The following is a 14,901-nucleotide window of genomic DNA, read 5'->3' as shown; positions in this document are numbered from 1 at the left end:
CTCGCCGTACAGGAGGTTCGCGGACGTGGCGGCGATGTCGGACGCCAACGGCACGTGGAGCTTGGTCCGCGGCTGGGCGGAGGTGGGTCGGGTGCCCCAGAACCAGCGCTCCAGCGTGCGACCTACAGTGGCACGCCATCCGCCCCGCTCGGAGGCGAAGAACCCGGTGGTGTCCTCGGCCCTCTGGCCGCCGTACACCGCGGCAAGGTCGTCAGGTTCGCCGGAGTACCACGCGGACCACTCGGCGAGCTTGGGTTGGATCTGGGCGATAGCTGGGGGCGGCCAGGCGCCGCCGCTCGGCAGCGGCATCGAATCTCCTAGCGTTCTGACCTGCGAAAACGGGGCAGACTAATGTTTTCTGAAAGCATTCCTAGATACTTAAGGGGTAATTGTTTTCCGATTAGGAAAGAGCATGAGGAATGCACAGTTTTGAAATTCTGTGGCGGTCTCCGCGGCGGCGAGAGACGGTCAGGGCGGAGCGCATGGAGCCGCGGTACGGGTTCTACGACTTCTATGTCGGCGGCGACGTCGTGAAGAGCGTGCGTAGGGCCTCGATCGAGGGCGTTACCCGCCTCGGGTAGTGGTCCAGGCGGGCGCCGGCCGACATCTGCCCGGGTGTCGGCCGGACGCCCTCGGGATTGGCTCAAACGTTGTTACTCAGAAGTAACAGCACAGAATCAACATACTGTTCGGTGGCGGATTGTCGTTTCCGCACGTCACAGCGCTGCGGCGAACGTCGAGACGAAATCGGCAGCGAAACGTCCCCAAATGTCCGTTTATGCAGGCGTCATGCAGTCCGTTTATGCAGCCTGCGCAGTAGGCGGAGCGATCTGGTTGCGCCACAACGAGCGAGTCGAGTGGATCGCGTACCGCATCGCGTCGAGGCTGTGGTCGTCGGCCTTGATCGGGGCGTCCTCGCCCTTCTCCGCCTTGTCCGGATCCCAGCTGTAGCCCGGGAACTCCTCGACCAGCCCCTTGCACGAGCTATTGGACGAACAGCCGGCGCGTGGCCAGCAGCGAGGCCACGTTTCGAATTCCGTCCAGCACGTCGTTGTTCGCCAGGTGGGTGGTCAGGCCGTCGTTGTGGAGCTGTACGCGGAAGGACAGCGCCGATGGGTCCACGACCACGTACTCGGGTCGTACGCCCTTCAGCGTGGTTCCCGGGATGGGGACCTCGGTCAGCCACGTCCGTAGACGCTCGCTGTACTCGACATCGGTCAACTGGCGGTGAGCCTTCTTCGACTCGTACCGGTACTCGCGGGTCAGGTACAGCTTCCGGTCCACACCGAAGCCGAGCAGCAAGCCGGCGAATGGCGCCGCGGTGCCGTAGTCGATGCCGAGCGAGATCCACCGGGTGATCGTGGGGAGGATGTCCACCACGTGCAGGTCGTCGTCGAAGCAGTCGTAGACCGCGCCTTCGGCCTGGACCCAGAGCCCGAGCACGGACCGCTTGTAGAACAAGCCGGTGTACGTGGACTTGATCGTCTCGACGTACGTGGGGTCGAGGTGGATGTTGTCGTCCAACCGGAAGTGCCAGGCTCGAAGGCTCGTCTCCGAGGGCCGGAGCAGGTACTCCTTGCGCAACCAGTGGCCCGGGTTGTCGGGGTTCGTGGTCGCGAAGATCTTCGCACCGAAGACGGAGCACCGGGCATTGAGCTGGTCGAAGAAGTCCTTCGGCAGGGTCGAAGCCTCGTCCACGTACGCGCCGGCGCACGTCATTCCGCGCACCTTCGGCTCTGCTTTCGCGTCGTTTGCGCCGATGACGTGGACGGTGCGACCGAGGATCGTGGCCGTGGCCGCCCCGTTCGTGTAATGAACCTGGGAGGCCAGAACTCCGAACAACTCCGGGTTCGTCAACGGAGCGAACGCGTTGCGGGCGGCGATTACGGCGCGCTCGGGGTAGGCGCGGAGGCTGAGGGATCGGCAGTGGATGCAGCGGGCGGTGAGGCGTACGACGGGCTCGGCTTCTCCGAGGACGATGCGGGCGGTCTGGCGGAGGCGGGCGGCTTCGGCGTGGACGTGGTCGGCAAGGTCTTCGTGGAGGGCGATCCGGTCGAGGAGGCCGATCAGGCGGGTGATCCGCTCGGCGGTGGTGGGTCGGGCGAGCGGGGTGAGGCCGAGCTTGTCGCACACCGCCTCCTCCAGCTCGGCGACGGAGGTGACGATCAGGTCGCGGGCGTCGAGGGCGGACAGGTCGAGCGGCGCCGGCGCGTTCCCGAGGGCCTTCAACCCGAGGCCCAGGTTGCGCTCTTTCGCTTCGCGCTCGGCTACGGCCTGGGCGTTCATGCGGGCGCGCTGCTCGGAGGACAGTTCGCGCTGGTTCCAGTGGCGCCGGCGCCCATTGCTGGGGACGAGAGCCCGGTCGAGCTCGGGCAGATAGCTCCGGACAGCGGCGAGGTGGTCGTAGGTGAGCTCAGTCCGCATGTGGTCCCCCTGAGGTTGTGCTGGTTGTGCGGGTGGACCTGCGCATCCCTGAGGGATACGCAGGTCCGTTGGTGCAGGTCGTCACGGGTTCCCGGCGCTGGGAACCCGTGACATGTCGTCAGCCTCGGCGGGCCTGCCAGACGGCGGTGGCCAGGCCGTCGTCGAAGGAGTCGAGCGCGGTCACGGTGAACACCCGGCCTGGTATGTCCCAGGCGAGGAACTGCGGGCCGTAGTCGCGAATGTGCTCGGCCCGCACCTCGGGACCGTTCGCGATGACGAACCGGTGGCCGTGGCCGTTCAGGTGCATGAAGGCCAACAGGTTCAGGAACCGGTCGGCGTCTTCGTAGTGGGTGGCTTCCTCGGACGGCTGGCCGGGGCGGGTCTGCTCGTAGAAGTCGGCGATGGCGTCGACTTCGGAGACGGGCGCCCCGGAATCCAGCCAGGCGAGCCCGGCCTGGAAGCCACGCATGTACTCCTGGCAGAGTTCGCGGGCGCCGGCGGGCAGGTCGAAGGCTTCGCCGCCGCGGGGCGGGAGCGCGGTGACGGTGGTCATCGGAACTTCACCGCCACGTAGCAGGCGTTGGCGAAGCCGAGCATGAACGCGTCGTCGAAACCGACGCCGTACGCCTCTTTGGGCCACGAGTTCAGCGCGTAGTTGGTGCCCTGCCGCTTGTTGATGTCGGCCATCTCCTCGACGCCGTCGTAGATCTCCCGTTCGTTCGGGGAGTCCTTCAGGTAGTCGAGGAAACCGGGGACGAGGGTGGCGTCATAGACGCAGGAGTCGGTGCCGCTGAACCCGCCGTCGTGGAGGTCGCGGTGGATCTTCGCGATCTCGTACACCTCGGTCTTGAGCGGGCCGGTGGCCAGCCACATCGTGCCGGCGCGGAAGCCGTCGGCGTGCTGCAGCAGCCACGTCTTGACGAACTCGTCGATCTCCCACTCGGGGGTCATGCTGTCCTGTCTCATCGGGCGTTCTCCTTGGTTGTGGGATTGTTGGGGTGACCGCCCTCGGTACCCGCGAGGGCGGTCTTGTCGCTGGTCACTCGCAGATGGTGCAGAGGGGGTCTTCGCCGGGCCGGCGGTAAATCTCGGTGCCGCACTTGGGGCAGGGGATCTCCGAGAACGCCAGCTCGTTCTTCCATTCACTGGCGGCCAGGTAGGCGGTCAGGACGTTGGCCTGGGCGAGCAGGTCCTTGATGCGGACGCGGAGACCAAACCGGATGCTTTCGGGGTCGGTGGCGATCTGGGAGAGGCAGGTGGCGCAGATGTCGCCGCCGAGTGCGGGGCATCCGCCCTTGTGGGTGTTCGGCTCCCGGCTGTCGCCGCATCCCTGCGGACAGAGGTCGGGCGCCTTGATGCCGGGGATGGTCTTCTGGTTGAGGTCGTAGGTGAAGAGGCTGGCGCACAGGCAGCAGCGGGTCTCGCCGCTACCCCAGCGGGTGCTGCTGTCGAAGATGACGATGGTGGTCACGGTTCTCTCCTTGTCGTTTGGTCACGGGGCGAGGTAGATGGGCTGGGGGTAGTTGTCGAGCAGCGCGGCCCACAGCTCGAGCGAGGGGCCTTCGGCTCCGCGGGCGTTGTGCTCGGCGTGCTCGCGCTGCGCGATCGGCTCGGTGGTGAGGTGGTCCGCGCACAGGAACGCCACGCTGGCGGGAGGCGCGCCGTCGCTCCAGCACTCGGGCTGGGTGGCGGACAGGACGGCGGCGATGGCGTCTCGTCCGCACGGGTGGCCGTGAGGGCTGTCGTTGTCGCAAGAGCCGTCATGGCTGAGCTCTCGCGGGTTGATCGTGATGGTCATGGTGCTCCTTTCAGAAAGGGATCTCTTCGAGTACGGGCTGAATCGGTGGGGTAGGTGGTTTGGGCGGTTTGGCGGGGGTGAAGCCGCGGCCCTTGCAGGGGTGGGCGGCGACAACGGGATGGCGGCGGGTGCCGTTGATCCGGAATGAGCACCGCCATTCGGCGTAGAGGCGTGGCGGGATGCCTTCGGTGATGAGGTCGTAGGTGTTGCGGCCTGCCAGGAGGGCGAGCATCTCGTTGCGCCGGTCGAGGGGTGCCGGGTCGACGATGGTGAGGATGCCTGCGTTATGGCCGGCGAGTACGAGAGCGCGGCAGCGGGGGCAGATGCCGGGCTGGAGGGGGCGTTCAATGAGGTGCTCGGTCATCTCGCACCTCGAGGGCGGACAGGTTGGGCGGACAGGTTTCCTCGTAGCTCGCACGTGCTGTTAGCTGCGGAAACATAGATCTTGATCTTGTTTGGCGGACAAGTTTCACTGATTTCAGGTATGACGGTGAATGCGCGCGCGTGTGTGTGCGCGCGCGTTAGAGCTGCACAAGGTCGAGAAACCTGTCCGCCTTTACGGCGTGTCGCGGTGTTCAGGCTGGTCAGAGGGCGGACAGGTTGCATTCCAACCTGTCCGCCTTTATGGGTGTTTTTGCAGGTCAGAGGGCGGACTGGTTTTTTCAAACCTGTCCGCCAACCTGTCCGCCCTGCGGTGATCACTTGAACCACTCGTCCGCGTTCTGCTGATCCTCATCCGGAATCAAGCCGACGTTGGTGTACGTCTTGTCGCGGTTCTTGCCGAGCGGCTTGCTCTCGATGCCGTACTTCTTCAGCTTCAACGTGAATGAGGTCTTCGTGACCGGCTCGCACCGCTCGATGCCGCACCACTTCTCGTAGGCGGCGTATAGCACACTTACCTTGACCGTGACGCGGTCGCCGCCTCCGATGTGGCACCGCTCCTCCACGAAGCGATCAACCGTCTCCTGCTCCTTCTGGTACTCGGCGGTGGCGTCGGTGACGCTCTTCGGCTCTGCAAGCCCTTGAGCCGCGTAGGCGGCGGCCCCGCGGGCAATCCAGGCCAGCATCACGGCTCCGTGATCGCGGGCGAGAATCCCCTGCAGGTCGTCGACAGCCTCACCCTCGGGCACTTCGTGCTCGAAACCGATGAGGCGCAGCCTGCGCCAGAAGGACCGGCCGCCGCTACGGACAGACGGCTTGTTGTTGCCCATCAGCCACAAGGTGTGGCTGGGGATGAACGTGAAGTCGTTCTCCCGCATGAAGTGACCGGTGAGACTGTCACCTCCGGTGAGTTCCTTGACCTTGGACTCGTCGAACTTGTCGCCCTCGTTCGTCTCGGAGCAGAGCACCATGCGGGCGCCGGCGAGCTTGGCGATCTCCTGGGGGTGGGGATCGCTGGCTTTCACTGTGAGGAATCCGCGGGGCGCCTTACCGGAGTAGTCGCCCAGTACGTAGGCGCACGCCTCGAGGAAGACGCCCTTGCCGTTGCCGCCGCTGCCGAAGCAGAAAGGCAAGATATGCGGCCCGACCTCACCGATGGCGCTGTACCCCACCAGGCGCTGCATGTAGTCGATCAGGGGCTGCTCGTCTCCGAAGGTGTCGGTGAGGAACTCGCCCCAGCGTCCGAGGTCGGCCTCGAAGTCGGGTGTGGCCCGGGTCATGCGTGTGTGCAGCTTGGCCGGATCGGAGGGGAGAAGCTTCCCGGTACGGAGGTCGATGATGCCGCCCGGCGTGTTGAGTTCCCAGGGGTGCGCGTCGAGCGCCGAGTACGGAACCATGACGCGCTTGTCGGACCGCGCGAGTGTCAGGCATGCGTTGATGCCGCGGGCGGACAGGGATGACGCCTTGTACTTGCGGTCGATGTTCTCGTGTTCGGGCAGCGAGCGGGCGATCTTCTTGGCGTACTCGGCGACGATGCCTCCGCCGGATTCACACCATTGCCAGCGGCGGCCGTCCCAGGCGAGCCACCTGCTGCGGTCCGGGCAGTACCGGATCACATCGCCGAAGCGGACGATGAGCGCGAGCGCGTTGCGGTCCTCGCTGTAGCGGTAGGTGGACTCGGCGACGTCCTGGGGTTGAGCTTCTGTCTTCGGGCGGATGGGGTGGACGGTGGCGAGATTGCCGTCTTCGCCGAGCAGGAACGAGAAGTCGTCGTCCCGGTCCTCTTCCTCGTCTTTCTCCTCGTCACTGTCGCCCTTGGGAGGGTCGGTGAGGAGGCCGGAGAAGTCGTCGCGGGGCCGTTCCCCGCCTACCCCTGGAGGCGGAGCGCGCGGGCGGCGCTGGCGTAGTTGCCGCCGTGCTCGAGCTGCGTGTAGACGGTGAACTTGGAGTAGGGCTTCTCCGTATCGAAGATGGTGGAGCTGCTGAACACGTACAGGTTGTCGCCGTCGTTGCGGCCGGTGGTGGCTGAGGGCCCGATGTTCTTGCCGGGCCGGGTCCAGCCGCGCGCCCGGCCGTAGGTGTGGGTGTGCCGCCAGCCGTGGGGTTCGAGGATGTCGGCCCAGTCGGCGCGCGCGTTGAAGTCGTCGCCGGGGCGTAGCACGTCGTCATCGCCGCGTGTGTGGGGCTCTGCCCCACGCGTCGGGGGCGCGGGTGCGGGGGGTTCGACGGCGGGCATCGCGTCGAGGAGGGTCGCCACAGCGTGGAGGGCGTTGCGCTCCTCCTCGCTGATGGTGGCGATTGTGGCGGGGTCGCCGGCGACGAGCGTCCAAGGCTTGCCGCTGGGGTGGGTGCGCCCGCTGGATGGGGCGATGACGACGAACCCGCCCTCGCCGCGCGTCTCGATCAGCACCTGCGGCACCTGCTCACCGCGGGTCACCTTGTCGAGCGCGGCCTGACGGCGCTGGCGCACCGCCTCGTCCTGCTCAGCGTCGATGCCGGCCTGCTGGTCGGCCTTCCAGGCGGCGAGCTCGTCGGGTGTGGAGGGGCGCCGGGCGAGCTTGGTGTTGCCGCGCAGCTCGCCGTCCACCTTGACCAGGATGTGCAGGCCGCCCTTGGGGGTGGTTTCGCTGTAGCCCCGGGTGATCCGCTCCCACAGGTCGCCGAGCCCGTGGTCTTCCAGGAGCTCGATGTACTGGGTAAGGATGCCTTCGGCGATGGCGCGGCCCTCGAACTCGAGCATCTCCAGGTTGCCGGAAACGGTGCCGCAGACGACGCCGAACCCGTCGAAGCGGTCGCCGGTGAACCAGCGGCGGATGTCCTCCTCGGTGGGCCGCTGGTGCTGGTAGGTGGACCAGTGGACGACGGGCGCCTTGCTGCCGTCGGTTCGGGCCGGGATGAGGCAGAGCCCGGCTTCGTGCACGCCGAGTGCGGCGTCGAGCAGGTCGGTCACTTGGAACGCCCGAACCGGTCGCGGGCCGCGTTCAGGATCTGCATCTGTTCGGTGGACCCTCCGACGTCGGGGTGAAGCACCCGGGTGAGCGCCTTGAACGCCTTCTCGGCGAGCGGGTCCGGGAGTGCGGTGAACATCAGGTCGGCCCACGTCTGCACGCCGCGCCCGCTCTTGGGCGGGGGCTCTTGGCGCTGCTCCTGCTTGGTCTGCTGCTTGTGGGTGATGACGACCGTGTAGTTCGACGCTTCGAGCACGGCCTTGAGGTCGTCGACGTCGTAGGCCGGGATGATCCAAGCCTTGTCGCCGGGCGACCATTTCCGGTCAGGCATCGACTTGACCAGGTCTTTCGCGTCGAACGGCGAATAGACCAGGGCCTGGTGGCCGTCTACGACGATGCGGACGAGCGGCATCGTGTACCCCCTTTCAACGTGCCCGCCCACGGCTCGCACGTGGGCCCCGGCTTCGGACCGGTCGGGCTGGGCCGGGCTACTTGGCGTTCTGCAGGATCGCGGCGATCTGCTCGGGGGTGAGCCCGGCGGCGGCCAGCGCCTCCGCGTTCGGTGCCGCGTTCTGGGCGGCCGGAGCGGCGGGCTGGTCGGGGTCGGGGGTGTTGAGCACGTCGTTGGCGGTCTTGGCGGCGGGCGGCACGTACGCGGCCGAGTACAGCTTGGGCGCGTTCATGCCCCTCTGGGACGGGGTGCCGTCGCCGGTGTAGGTGACGGTGAGGGTGCCGCCGATCTCAAGGCCCTTCGCCCCGGACTTGCGGACGGCGTCCTGGACGGCCTTCTTCATGGCGCCCTTGACGTAGATGGCCCGTTCCCCGTCGTCGTCGGGGATCTCCTGGTCGCGCTCGTCGGTGGCGAGGACGACCTGGAGCTGCATCATCGGGTCGCCGTTGTCCCACGTCTTGGGCTTGCCGCTGGTGAAGTCGCGCTGCTGCTGCACCTCGGGCTGACGGCAGATGGTGCCGGAGACGGTGGTGCCGGGGGTGGCGAACTTCGCCGAGGTGGTGCCACCGGCCATGAGGAAGTCGTTTGCGCTGGTCATGCTGTTTGCTCCTTAGCTGTTATGCGATGAGGCTGGTGATGCTGTTCGTCGCCCGGTTGAGGGCGGCGGGGTCGCCAGGGCATCCCTGGGCGAGATCTTGGGAGCCCGCGCGGTGGTACGGGCAGCGCGTGCAGTACGCGTCAGCGGTGGGCAGCAGGCCGAGCGCGGCCGTGCCCATTGACTTGGTGAGCGTGGTGATGGCCTCGAGTCGCTTGAGCGCGTTGAGGACGATCTGCTCGTCGTACGACTCGGACCAGAAGTAGCCCTCGGCGAATTCGCCGTTGGAAGGCAAGTAGTAGATGGAGACACGGTCCATGGGGACGCCTGCCGTGTTGAAGCCGCGGGCGTAGGCGTGGGCTTGGGCGCGGTATTCGTCGCTCGGCTTCTTTTCCGCCTTGACTCTGCGGAGCGTGGTCGGGCCGACGATCTTCCAGTCCACGGTGATGCCGTTAACCCGGTCAGCGAGGTCGCAGGATCCGCGGATCGGCTGGCCGCACACGTCGCCGATGGTGACGCGCTGCTCGATGAGGAACCGGGTGGTGCCGAGCATCTCGTTGGTGCGGCGGAAGACGCCTTCCAGGAGGGAGTGCACGCCGGTGCCGACGGCGGGCCGCCAGGCCAACCCCTGCTCGTTGATGGTGGGGGTGGCGAGCTGTTTGTAGCCGAGCCAGCGGGCGCACTTGTGGTTGATCTCGCTGGGCCCAATCTCTATCTGCAGGGAGCGGGGGCTGTTGTTGAGGTCGTTGGTGATGATGTGGTCGAGGTCTTCTTTGACCAGGCTGATGGGGGTGTCTCCGCCGTTCGGGACGAAAGGAAGGGTGACAAGGTCGAGACTCACTGGATGGTCACCTCGCGCACGGTGAGGACGCCAGGGATGTCAGGGCCGTTGAGTTCGCGGACCTCGATGACGGCGCCGGGGATGTCGAGTTCGCCGTCTTCGCCGGCGTAGCCCTTGGCGGCGATGAGCTCGATGACCTGGCTGTCGTCGCGCATGATCCCGGCGTCGGTGAGGGCGTCGAGGACTGCCCGGCAGAGCTTGTCGAGGTCGCCTGAGCTGCGGGTGACCGGGTACGTCACCTTCGTCTTGGGCGCGGACTTGGGCTTGTTGAAGGTGAACGCGATCTCGACGCTGAGCGGACCCTGGAGGGTCTGCTCGCGGACGTCGAGGGCGGCCTGCTTTACCGCCTCACGCCACGGGCGGAGGCGGGTGGAGGATTCGACGAGCACGCCTTTGCCGACGTGCCGTTTGGACCCCTGCGGGGCGGGGGTCCCGAACACGGTGATCGTGTACATGGGTCCCCATCTGAAAGACGGTGTGCGTTAGAGGCCCACGGCCCTACGCGGGCCGGGGTCGGGTTCAGATGGGGGAGATCAGCAGTCGTTGATGGCGGTGGCCTTGAGGCTCTCCAGCCACTCCTCGTACCACTCGCGGGGGACGCGCCTGGTCTTGGGGCCGATCTTGACGCTACGGAGCTCGCCAGACTTGAGCAGGGCGAAGACCTGGGTCTTCCCGATGCCCGCGTCCTCGGCGATGAACTTCCAATCGAGCAGCCGCTTACCAGGGACAACGGGTGCGTCGGTAGTATCCATGCACCGCTCCTCTTCTGCTTGCAATTAGTGACTGACTGACTTGGGAAGGTCTTGCTGGTCCTGCAGGTAGAGCTCGGAGCGTCTAGGCCCTGCTCTCGGCGTTGGCGCGCTGAGGCAGGGCCGTACTCGTTCCAGGGGCTGGGAGCCCCGACGTGCAAGTTGCGAACCGCAACGAACCGCAGTCAGCTTGAGAGACTCAAGCGCCAGGAGGTTCGCCGGTGTGGACCATGGTGGCATCGCCGGACCGATGGCGCAACTTGGCATAGGTTGCTACCTTCAATCCCATGGAGCATGAACCTCGGCGAACCGCAGCGAACCTCATGAGGGATGGCGGACTCGAAGCGATCTTCGGGGTCCGTGTCCGAGAGCTTCGGCAAGCTCGCGGGTGGTCGCAAGAAGAGCTAGCGGATCGTCTCACGCAGCAGGCCGGCCTCCAGTTTCACCAGACACAGATCGGTAAGGTGGAATCTGGAACTCGGCCGATTCGTTTGAATGAAGCGGCAGCTCTCGCGCTTATTTTCAATGTGCCGCTGCAGGACTTGATTGGCAGTTCGGTAGCAGTGGCGAGTCCTGACCCGCTTAGGGACCAGCTTGTAGAGCAGTCTCTGAAGATTCGCGCACTTCAGGATCAGCAGAAGAACGCTGAGCTCACTGTGGATCGGGCGATGCGGGCTTTGGCGCACAACCGACAGCAAGTGGTAGATGCGCAATCGCGTATGGCTGATCTTTATAGAAAACCTCTTGCCGCTGTTGACCCAGACGCGGCAGCCCGCAAACGAGGCCAGTTTAGCGTGCAACGCCACTCCGAGGGAAAATTTAGCTTTTTTCTCACGATCGACTCTGAAATGCTCTTGGTTGGAGGGTCTAAGTATTCCGACGTCGCTTCTGTGTTGCTGGATATTGCGTTTATTAGGTATCTGTCCTGCAAAGGGGAGGATCGCAGGGATGATCGAATCGGCTGGTTCGGTGTCATGCAAAGCTCTCAATCCAACGGGCACGCCCTGGTCGTATTGGGAAACAGTGGCCAAACTGTAGCGACGGGACCATATGCCGATAGAGATAAGGTGATGAAGGATATAGAACTACTTAAAGCCCTTGCCCCACACGTGCCAACGCATATCAGGCAGGTCAGTGGTTCACATGACCCGCAGTGGTTCTCGGTGGCGGCTTATGTGCCCGAAAACGCCGAATACACTTATGAATTCAGAGAAGTCAATAGTCGGCAGTATGAGTATGTCCGGCGGTGGAAGAACGATGAAAGGGGCGGGGTCGGCCTGGCGGCGGGCGGATTTCACACTCGACATCAGGCGCTTAGGCAGATCCAAAAGGATCAAGAAAAGTTTCCGGGACCAGTCCTAGAGATAAGCGGGTCCGATCGTTCAATTCTAATCCTCGAAGCTGAACTGAAAAACAGCTTTGAGTATGGCTACATTTCGTCCCCATCTAGCTCGGAGAAGCCAGTTGAAATCTTCTGAGTCACGACGTGGCAAACCTCGGGCGCGCGCAAACGGAGAAGGAAGTTTCTATCGGCGCGCTGATGGCATGTGGATTGGGACCGTGACCATGCCAGACGGGTCACGGCCCACTGTTTCCTCGAAGTCGCAGAAGCGAGCTCGGGAGAAGTGGCACGAGCTACAGCGCCAGGTCGAGGACGGCAGGCCGATCACCAGCGGTCGGGGCATCACGCTGGAGCGGTTCCTGAACCAGTGGGCCAACGTCACGCTCAAGCAGCGGGTTGCGGCCGGGAAGCTCGCCGAGTCCACCCGGATCTCCTATGCGGACCACGTGCGTCTACACATCAACCCGCACATCGGTGGCGAGCAGTTGACGAAGCTGTCGCCGGCTCGGTTACGCGAATGGCTGCTCGAACTTCAGAAGAAACCCTCTGCCCGGCAGAGGAAGCTCAAGCCTGGTGAGGATCCGCCACCAGTCGAGCTGCTCTCTGCTCGGACGGTGAACTACTGCCACGCGGTCCTCCGGGCGGCGCTCAACTCGGCGTTGAAGGACGAGTTGATCAGTCGCAATGTGGCGGAACTCGTCGAGCCCCCCTCTGGGAGGAGCGCCCGAGGTACGGCGCTCACTGCGGAAGAGGCTGAGAAGCTGTTCAGCGAGGCGGTCAACGACAGGTGGGGCGTGCTGTGGCTCACCATCCTGGGGCTCGGCCTGCGGCGAGGCGAGGCCCTCTCGCTGCGCTGGGAGGACGTGGACCTGGAGGCCGGGGTGGTGAACGTCGGCCCGTCCCTTCAGCGTCTGCGGGGAGACGTCGACCAGGAGACCGGCCGGCGGCGCGGCCAACTGGCAGTGGTGAAGGGCAAGACGGACGGCTCCACCGCCTCTATGGCCATCCCCGCCACCCTCATCACGGTGCTGAAGCAGCACTGCAAGGAGCAGGCCGTCGAGAGGTTGGCGGCGGAGTACTGGGCCGATCCCGGGTGGGTGTTCACCACACACGTGGGGACCCCGGTCGAGCCACGGAACGCGAACCGATCCTGGACCGCACTATGCGACCGGGCTGGAATCGTTCGTCCAGATGGACAGCGAATCCGCATTCACGACCTGAGGCACACGGCTGCGACGTGGCTGCACGCGGCGGGGCTCGACATGCAGGGCATCAAAGGTGCGCTGCGGCACAGTCGGTTGGCGACGACGTCCGACATCTACACGCATCTCTCAGCCGAGGTGCAGCGGAAGGCCGCCGATTCGATGGACGGTGCCCTGGCGAAGCTCGGAAGGGTAGGGGCGAAGTGATGTCCATGGGTCTCTGGTATTCCGTAGCCGAACGTATTACGTTGTAGTCATGGCCAAGACGGTGACCAGCGTCCGCCTCTCGGACGAGCAGACCCGCGCCCTCGACTCGATCGCGGAGCGCGAGGAGCGCAGTCGCTCTTGGCTCATCAGCAAGGCGGTGGACGAATTCATCGCCCGGCGCACCCAGCAAGTTAGTCAGTTAGTCACAGAAGCGGGCCGTGCGGAATCCGAGACGAACAGGGGTGAACCGCAGTGAACTCATCCTGGTTGCTACAACCGTTGCTGCAGTGGACCCCTAGAAACGACTCAGGGAGTCCCTTGCGATCAAGGAACTCCCTGGTCAAGCTATGCGCGGCCGACAGGAGTCGAACCCGTAACCTTCTGATCCGTAGCCAGTTCGCGATCTTCCACAAGTGTCCACCACCGTCAGAAGCACCTGCTCAACGACCTCCCCGACTTGATCGGGTTCCACGGGCGTATCCCGGCGTCTGGGGACATTGTTAGCAACGGCGTTAGCAAGATCGGCCAGACCGCGGCTGTCCCGAGACAACTGCTGATGCTGACTCCTGGCGGTCACCTGTCCCGCTTGAGCCTGACACAGAGGGGACGCGCCCATCTGTGGCTGCGTTTTGTCATCCTCGGCTGGCAGCATGTCGGCATGATTGCGACTGCCGCTGACTACGCCTGGTTCACCTTTGGCCGGTTCATCTACGACGAGTACACCGATCTTCGGGAGGCATACTGCTTCACCCTCGTTCGCGGGCTGACACCTGAGCAGGTTCTGGCCAGGACCGGGGCCGAAGGCTTTCCGCCCATGGGACTCAAGGAGCTGATCAAGGCAGGGGTTTCCGACCTCGGTAGGTCTGGCTCCGGGTATAGCCACTTCTTCGGGGTCACACCCATCAGTGACTGGGCGTTCATCGTCGAACCCAACGGCTTCATGGGCGTTCTCCCCAGCATTGCTGGACGGTTGTCGGCGGGCACGCGGCTGGTATCCCATTTCCGCAATGTCAACGGGCAGGAAGACTTCCTATGGATGGAAGACGGCCAGGAGCGTCTAGCTTTGGAGCCAAGCTTTTCCGACATCGACTCCTTCACCAGCTGGGAGGAGGAATTCACCGAGATCGCGCGGCAGGTCGAATTCGACGCCGCACACAGCAGTGAGTCGTTCTTCGCGATGGCCGAGTACCTGACTGGGGTCAAGGTGACGCCGGAACTGCTGGAACAGTCGGTCTACCTGTGTGGAGTCGCCCCCAACTCGCAGTAACCACAGCCATACGCTCCCTCACGGATGGGATCCGCGGCAACCAGGTAACGTCTTCGAGCTTGCACTCACTGAGCAGAACCTGACCAAGCAGATGAACAGTCGACCGCCTACGACGTCCCTTCAGGCGGAGAAGACTTTCTGAGCGACCAGCACGACCGTCCGCTTTTCAGGCGGGACAACCGCCCTGCTCGGATGATGGAGACCGTGATCAGGCACATGTGGATGGCGGCGCGCATGCGTCGGTGTGTGGGGGCGTTGCTGTCAGCGCTGCTGTCACCTCAGCCATGCTCACCCGATGGCAAGGTCCGACGGAGGAGGGCTTGCCGGCGACCGTCCCAGCCCGTACGACGGGTACCGAAGTCCGCGATCGTCACGGCCTTAGCCACGGTGTTGCCCATCTGATCCGTCGGAAAGGGTAGGCGCATCGTCGGCCGCTCTTCGTCATGCTCAACCGGTAGATACGGGCCGGTGGGGTGTGACCGCGTGAAGCGGGGTTGCTGTACGTGCGGCTGTATCGGGTGCTTGCTGCGGTCCGTACAGGCAGACTTGGTGAACGTGCACACCGCTCCCGTTCACGTCCAGGGAGATGGTGTGCGGGTGATCTAGCCCATGCTGTGGTGTGGGAGAGATCCATGTGACAAGAGACGGCCACTCCGTAATCCTTCGATTCGCTCATATCAACACGAAGGGGACGAA

General features: G+C 64.7%; 17 protein-coding genes. 4 read left to right on the top strand and 13 right to left on the bottom strand.

Features of this window, described 5'->3' with window-relative positions; all coding sequences use genetic code 11:
* Positions 1-984: 984 nt before the first annotated feature.
* The 13 genes from FH608_RS05525 to FH608_RS05470 all read right to left on the bottom strand — a co-directional run bounded on the left by FH608_RS05525 (position 985) and on the right by FH608_RS05470 (position 10,190).
* The gene (locus FH608_RS05525; RefSeq protein WP_226899026.1) at positions 985-2,424 is read right to left on the bottom strand and encodes a terminase large subunit domain-containing protein; all 1,440 of its coding nucleotides are present in this window, start codon (positions 2,422-2,424) and stop codon (positions 985-987) included.
* Positions 2,425-2,542: 118 nt separating this feature from the next.
* Positions 2,543-2,977 carry a hypothetical protein gene (locus FH608_RS05520; protein WP_139629104.1) on the bottom strand — a complete coding sequence of 145 codons (435 nt, stop codon included), beginning with the start codon at positions 2,975-2,977 and terminating at the stop codon, positions 2,543-2,545.
* Complete coding sequence (locus FH608_RS05515) at positions 2,974-3,390, bottom strand: hypothetical protein (protein WP_139629102.1); 417 nt, start codon at positions 3,388-3,390, stop codon at positions 2,974-2,976. The genes FH608_RS05520 and FH608_RS05515 overlap by 4 nt, the downstream gene beginning before the upstream one ends.
* 73 nt (positions 3,391-3,463) lie before the next feature.
* Positions 3,464-3,895, bottom strand: coding sequence for a hypothetical protein (locus FH608_RS05510; protein WP_139629100.1), 432 nt, complete (start codon positions 3,893-3,895; stop codon positions 3,464-3,466).
* Positions 3,896-3,916: 21 nt separating this feature from the next.
* Entirely contained in the window at positions 3,917-4,222 is a 306-nt protein-coding gene (locus tag FH608_RS05505) for a hypothetical protein (protein WP_139629098.1), read from the bottom strand.
* 10 nt (positions 4,223-4,232) lie between these two features.
* Positions 4,233-4,586, bottom strand: a complete 354-nt coding sequence (locus tag FH608_RS05500) for a hypothetical protein (RefSeq protein ID WP_139629096.1) — start codon at positions 4,584-4,586, stop codon at positions 4,233-4,235.
* Between the two features lie 334 nt (positions 4,587-4,920).
* On the bottom strand, positions 4,921-6,237 hold the full coding sequence (locus tag FH608_RS05495; protein ID WP_226899177.1) for a DNA primase family protein: 1,317 nt from the start codon (positions 6,235-6,237) through the stop codon (positions 4,921-4,923).
* Positions 6,238-6,470: 233 nt separating this feature from the next.
* A complete protein-coding gene (locus FH608_RS05490; RefSeq protein ID WP_193318251.1) occupies positions 6,471-7,553 on the bottom strand; it encodes a bifunctional DNA primase/polymerase in 1,083 nt (360 codons plus the stop codon).
* A complete protein-coding gene (locus FH608_RS51260; protein ID WP_193318250.1) occupies positions 7,550-7,963 on the bottom strand; it encodes a hypothetical protein in 414 nt (137 codons plus the stop codon). The genes FH608_RS05490 and FH608_RS51260 overlap by 4 nt, the downstream gene beginning before the upstream one ends.
* Before the next feature lie 76 nt (positions 7,964-8,039).
* Positions 8,040-8,600: a hypothetical protein gene (locus FH608_RS05485; RefSeq protein ID WP_139629089.1), complete on the bottom strand. Its 561-nt coding sequence runs from the start codon at positions 8,598-8,600 to the stop codon at positions 8,040-8,042.
* Positions 8,601-8,619: 19 nt separating this feature from the next.
* Positions 8,620-9,438, bottom strand: a complete 819-nt coding sequence (locus tag FH608_RS05480) for a hypothetical protein (protein ID WP_139629087.1) — start codon at positions 9,436-9,438, stop codon at positions 8,620-8,622.
* Complete coding sequence (locus FH608_RS05475) at positions 9,435-9,893, bottom strand: RusA family crossover junction endodeoxyribonuclease (RefSeq protein WP_139629086.1); 459 nt, start codon at positions 9,891-9,893, stop codon at positions 9,435-9,437. Before FH608_RS05475 ends, FH608_RS05480 begins: the two co-directional genes overlap by 4 nt.
* 78 nt (positions 9,894-9,971) lie before the next feature.
* A complete protein-coding gene (locus tag FH608_RS05470; RefSeq protein ID WP_139629084.1) occupies positions 9,972-10,190 on the bottom strand; it encodes a helix-turn-helix transcriptional regulator in 219 nt (72 codons plus the stop codon).
* A 284-nt stretch (positions 10,191-10,474) separates the two neighbouring features.
* Between FH608_RS05470 and FH608_RS05465 the strand changes: the two genes are divergently transcribed.
* The 4 genes from FH608_RS05465 (at position 10,475) to FH608_RS05450 (ending at position 14,205) form a co-directional block, all read left to right on the top strand.
* Complete coding sequence (locus FH608_RS05465; RefSeq protein WP_193318249.1) at positions 10,475-11,665, top strand: helix-turn-helix domain-containing protein; 1,191 nt, start codon at positions 10,475-10,477, stop codon at positions 11,663-11,665.
* 88 nt (positions 11,666-11,753) lie between these two features.
* A complete protein-coding gene (locus tag FH608_RS05460) occupies positions 11,754-12,938 on the top strand; it encodes a tyrosine-type recombinase/integrase (protein ID WP_226899175.1) in 1,185 nt (394 codons plus the stop codon).
* 49 nt (positions 12,939-12,987) lie between these two features.
* Complete coding sequence (locus tag FH608_RS05455) at positions 12,988-13,194, top strand: CopG family ribbon-helix-helix protein (protein WP_139629080.1); 207 nt, start codon at positions 12,988-12,990, stop codon at positions 13,192-13,194.
* 201 nt (positions 13,195-13,395) lie between these two features.
* A complete protein-coding gene (locus FH608_RS05450; protein ID WP_226899024.1) occupies positions 13,396-14,205 on the top strand; it encodes a DUF6461 domain-containing protein in 810 nt (269 codons plus the stop codon).
* The last annotated feature ends 696 nt before the right edge of the window (positions 14,206-14,901 follow it).

It is taken from the genome of Nonomuraea phyllanthi (genome assembly GCF_006334985.2).
In the GTDB taxonomy this organism is placed as follows: Bacteria; Actinomycetota; Actinomycetes; order Streptosporangiales; family Streptosporangiaceae; genus Nonomuraea; species Nonomuraea phyllanthi.
This window is presented reverse-complemented; position numbering and strand designations above follow the sequence as displayed.

What these genes read in the sequence shown, in the direction of transcription:
- FH608_RS05525 (WP_226899026.1), bottom strand. Translation starts at nt 2,424, where the DNA reads ATGCGGACTGAGCTCACCTACGACCACCTCGCCGCTGTCCGGAGCTAT.
- FH608_RS05520 (WP_139629104.1), bottom strand. Translation starts at nt 2,977, where the DNA reads ATGACCACCGTCACCGCGCTCCCGCCCCGCGGCGGCGAAGCCTTCGAC.
- FH608_RS05515 (WP_139629102.1), bottom strand. Translation starts at nt 3,390, where the DNA reads ATGAGACAGGACAGCATGACCCCCGAGTGGGAGATCGACGAGTTCGTC.
- FH608_RS05505 (WP_139629098.1), bottom strand. Translation starts at nt 4,222, where the DNA reads ATGACCATCACGATCAACCCGCGAGAGCTCAGCCATGACGGCTCTTGC.
- FH608_RS05500 (WP_139629096.1), bottom strand. Translation starts at nt 4,586, where the DNA reads ATGACCGAGCACCTCATTGAACGCCCCCTCCAGCCCGGCATCTGCCCC.
- FH608_RS51260 (WP_193318250.1), bottom strand. Translation starts at nt 7,963, where the DNA reads ATGCCGCTCGTCCGCATCGTCGTAGACGGCCACCAGGCCCTGGTCTAT.
- FH608_RS05485 (WP_139629089.1), bottom strand. Translation starts at nt 8,600, where the DNA reads ATGACCAGCGCAAACGACTTCCTCATGGCCGGTGGCACCACCTCGGCG.
- FH608_RS05475 (WP_139629086.1), bottom strand. Translation starts at nt 9,893, where the DNA reads ATGTACACGATCACCGTGTTCGGGACCCCCGCCCCGCAGGGGTCCAAA.
- FH608_RS05470 (WP_139629084.1), bottom strand. Translation starts at nt 10,190, where the DNA reads ATGGATACTACCGACGCACCCGTTGTCCCTGGTAAGCGGCTGCTCGAT.
- FH608_RS05465 (WP_193318249.1), top strand. Translation starts at nt 10,475, where the DNA reads ATGGAGCATGAACCTCGGCGAACCGCAGCGAACCTCATGAGGGATGGC.
- FH608_RS05460 (WP_226899175.1), top strand. Translation starts at nt 11,754, where the DNA reads ATGCCAGACGGGTCACGGCCCACTGTTTCCTCGAAGTCGCAGAAGCGA.
- FH608_RS05455 (WP_139629080.1), top strand. Translation starts at nt 12,988, where the DNA reads ATGGCCAAGACGGTGACCAGCGTCCGCCTCTCGGACGAGCAGACCCGC.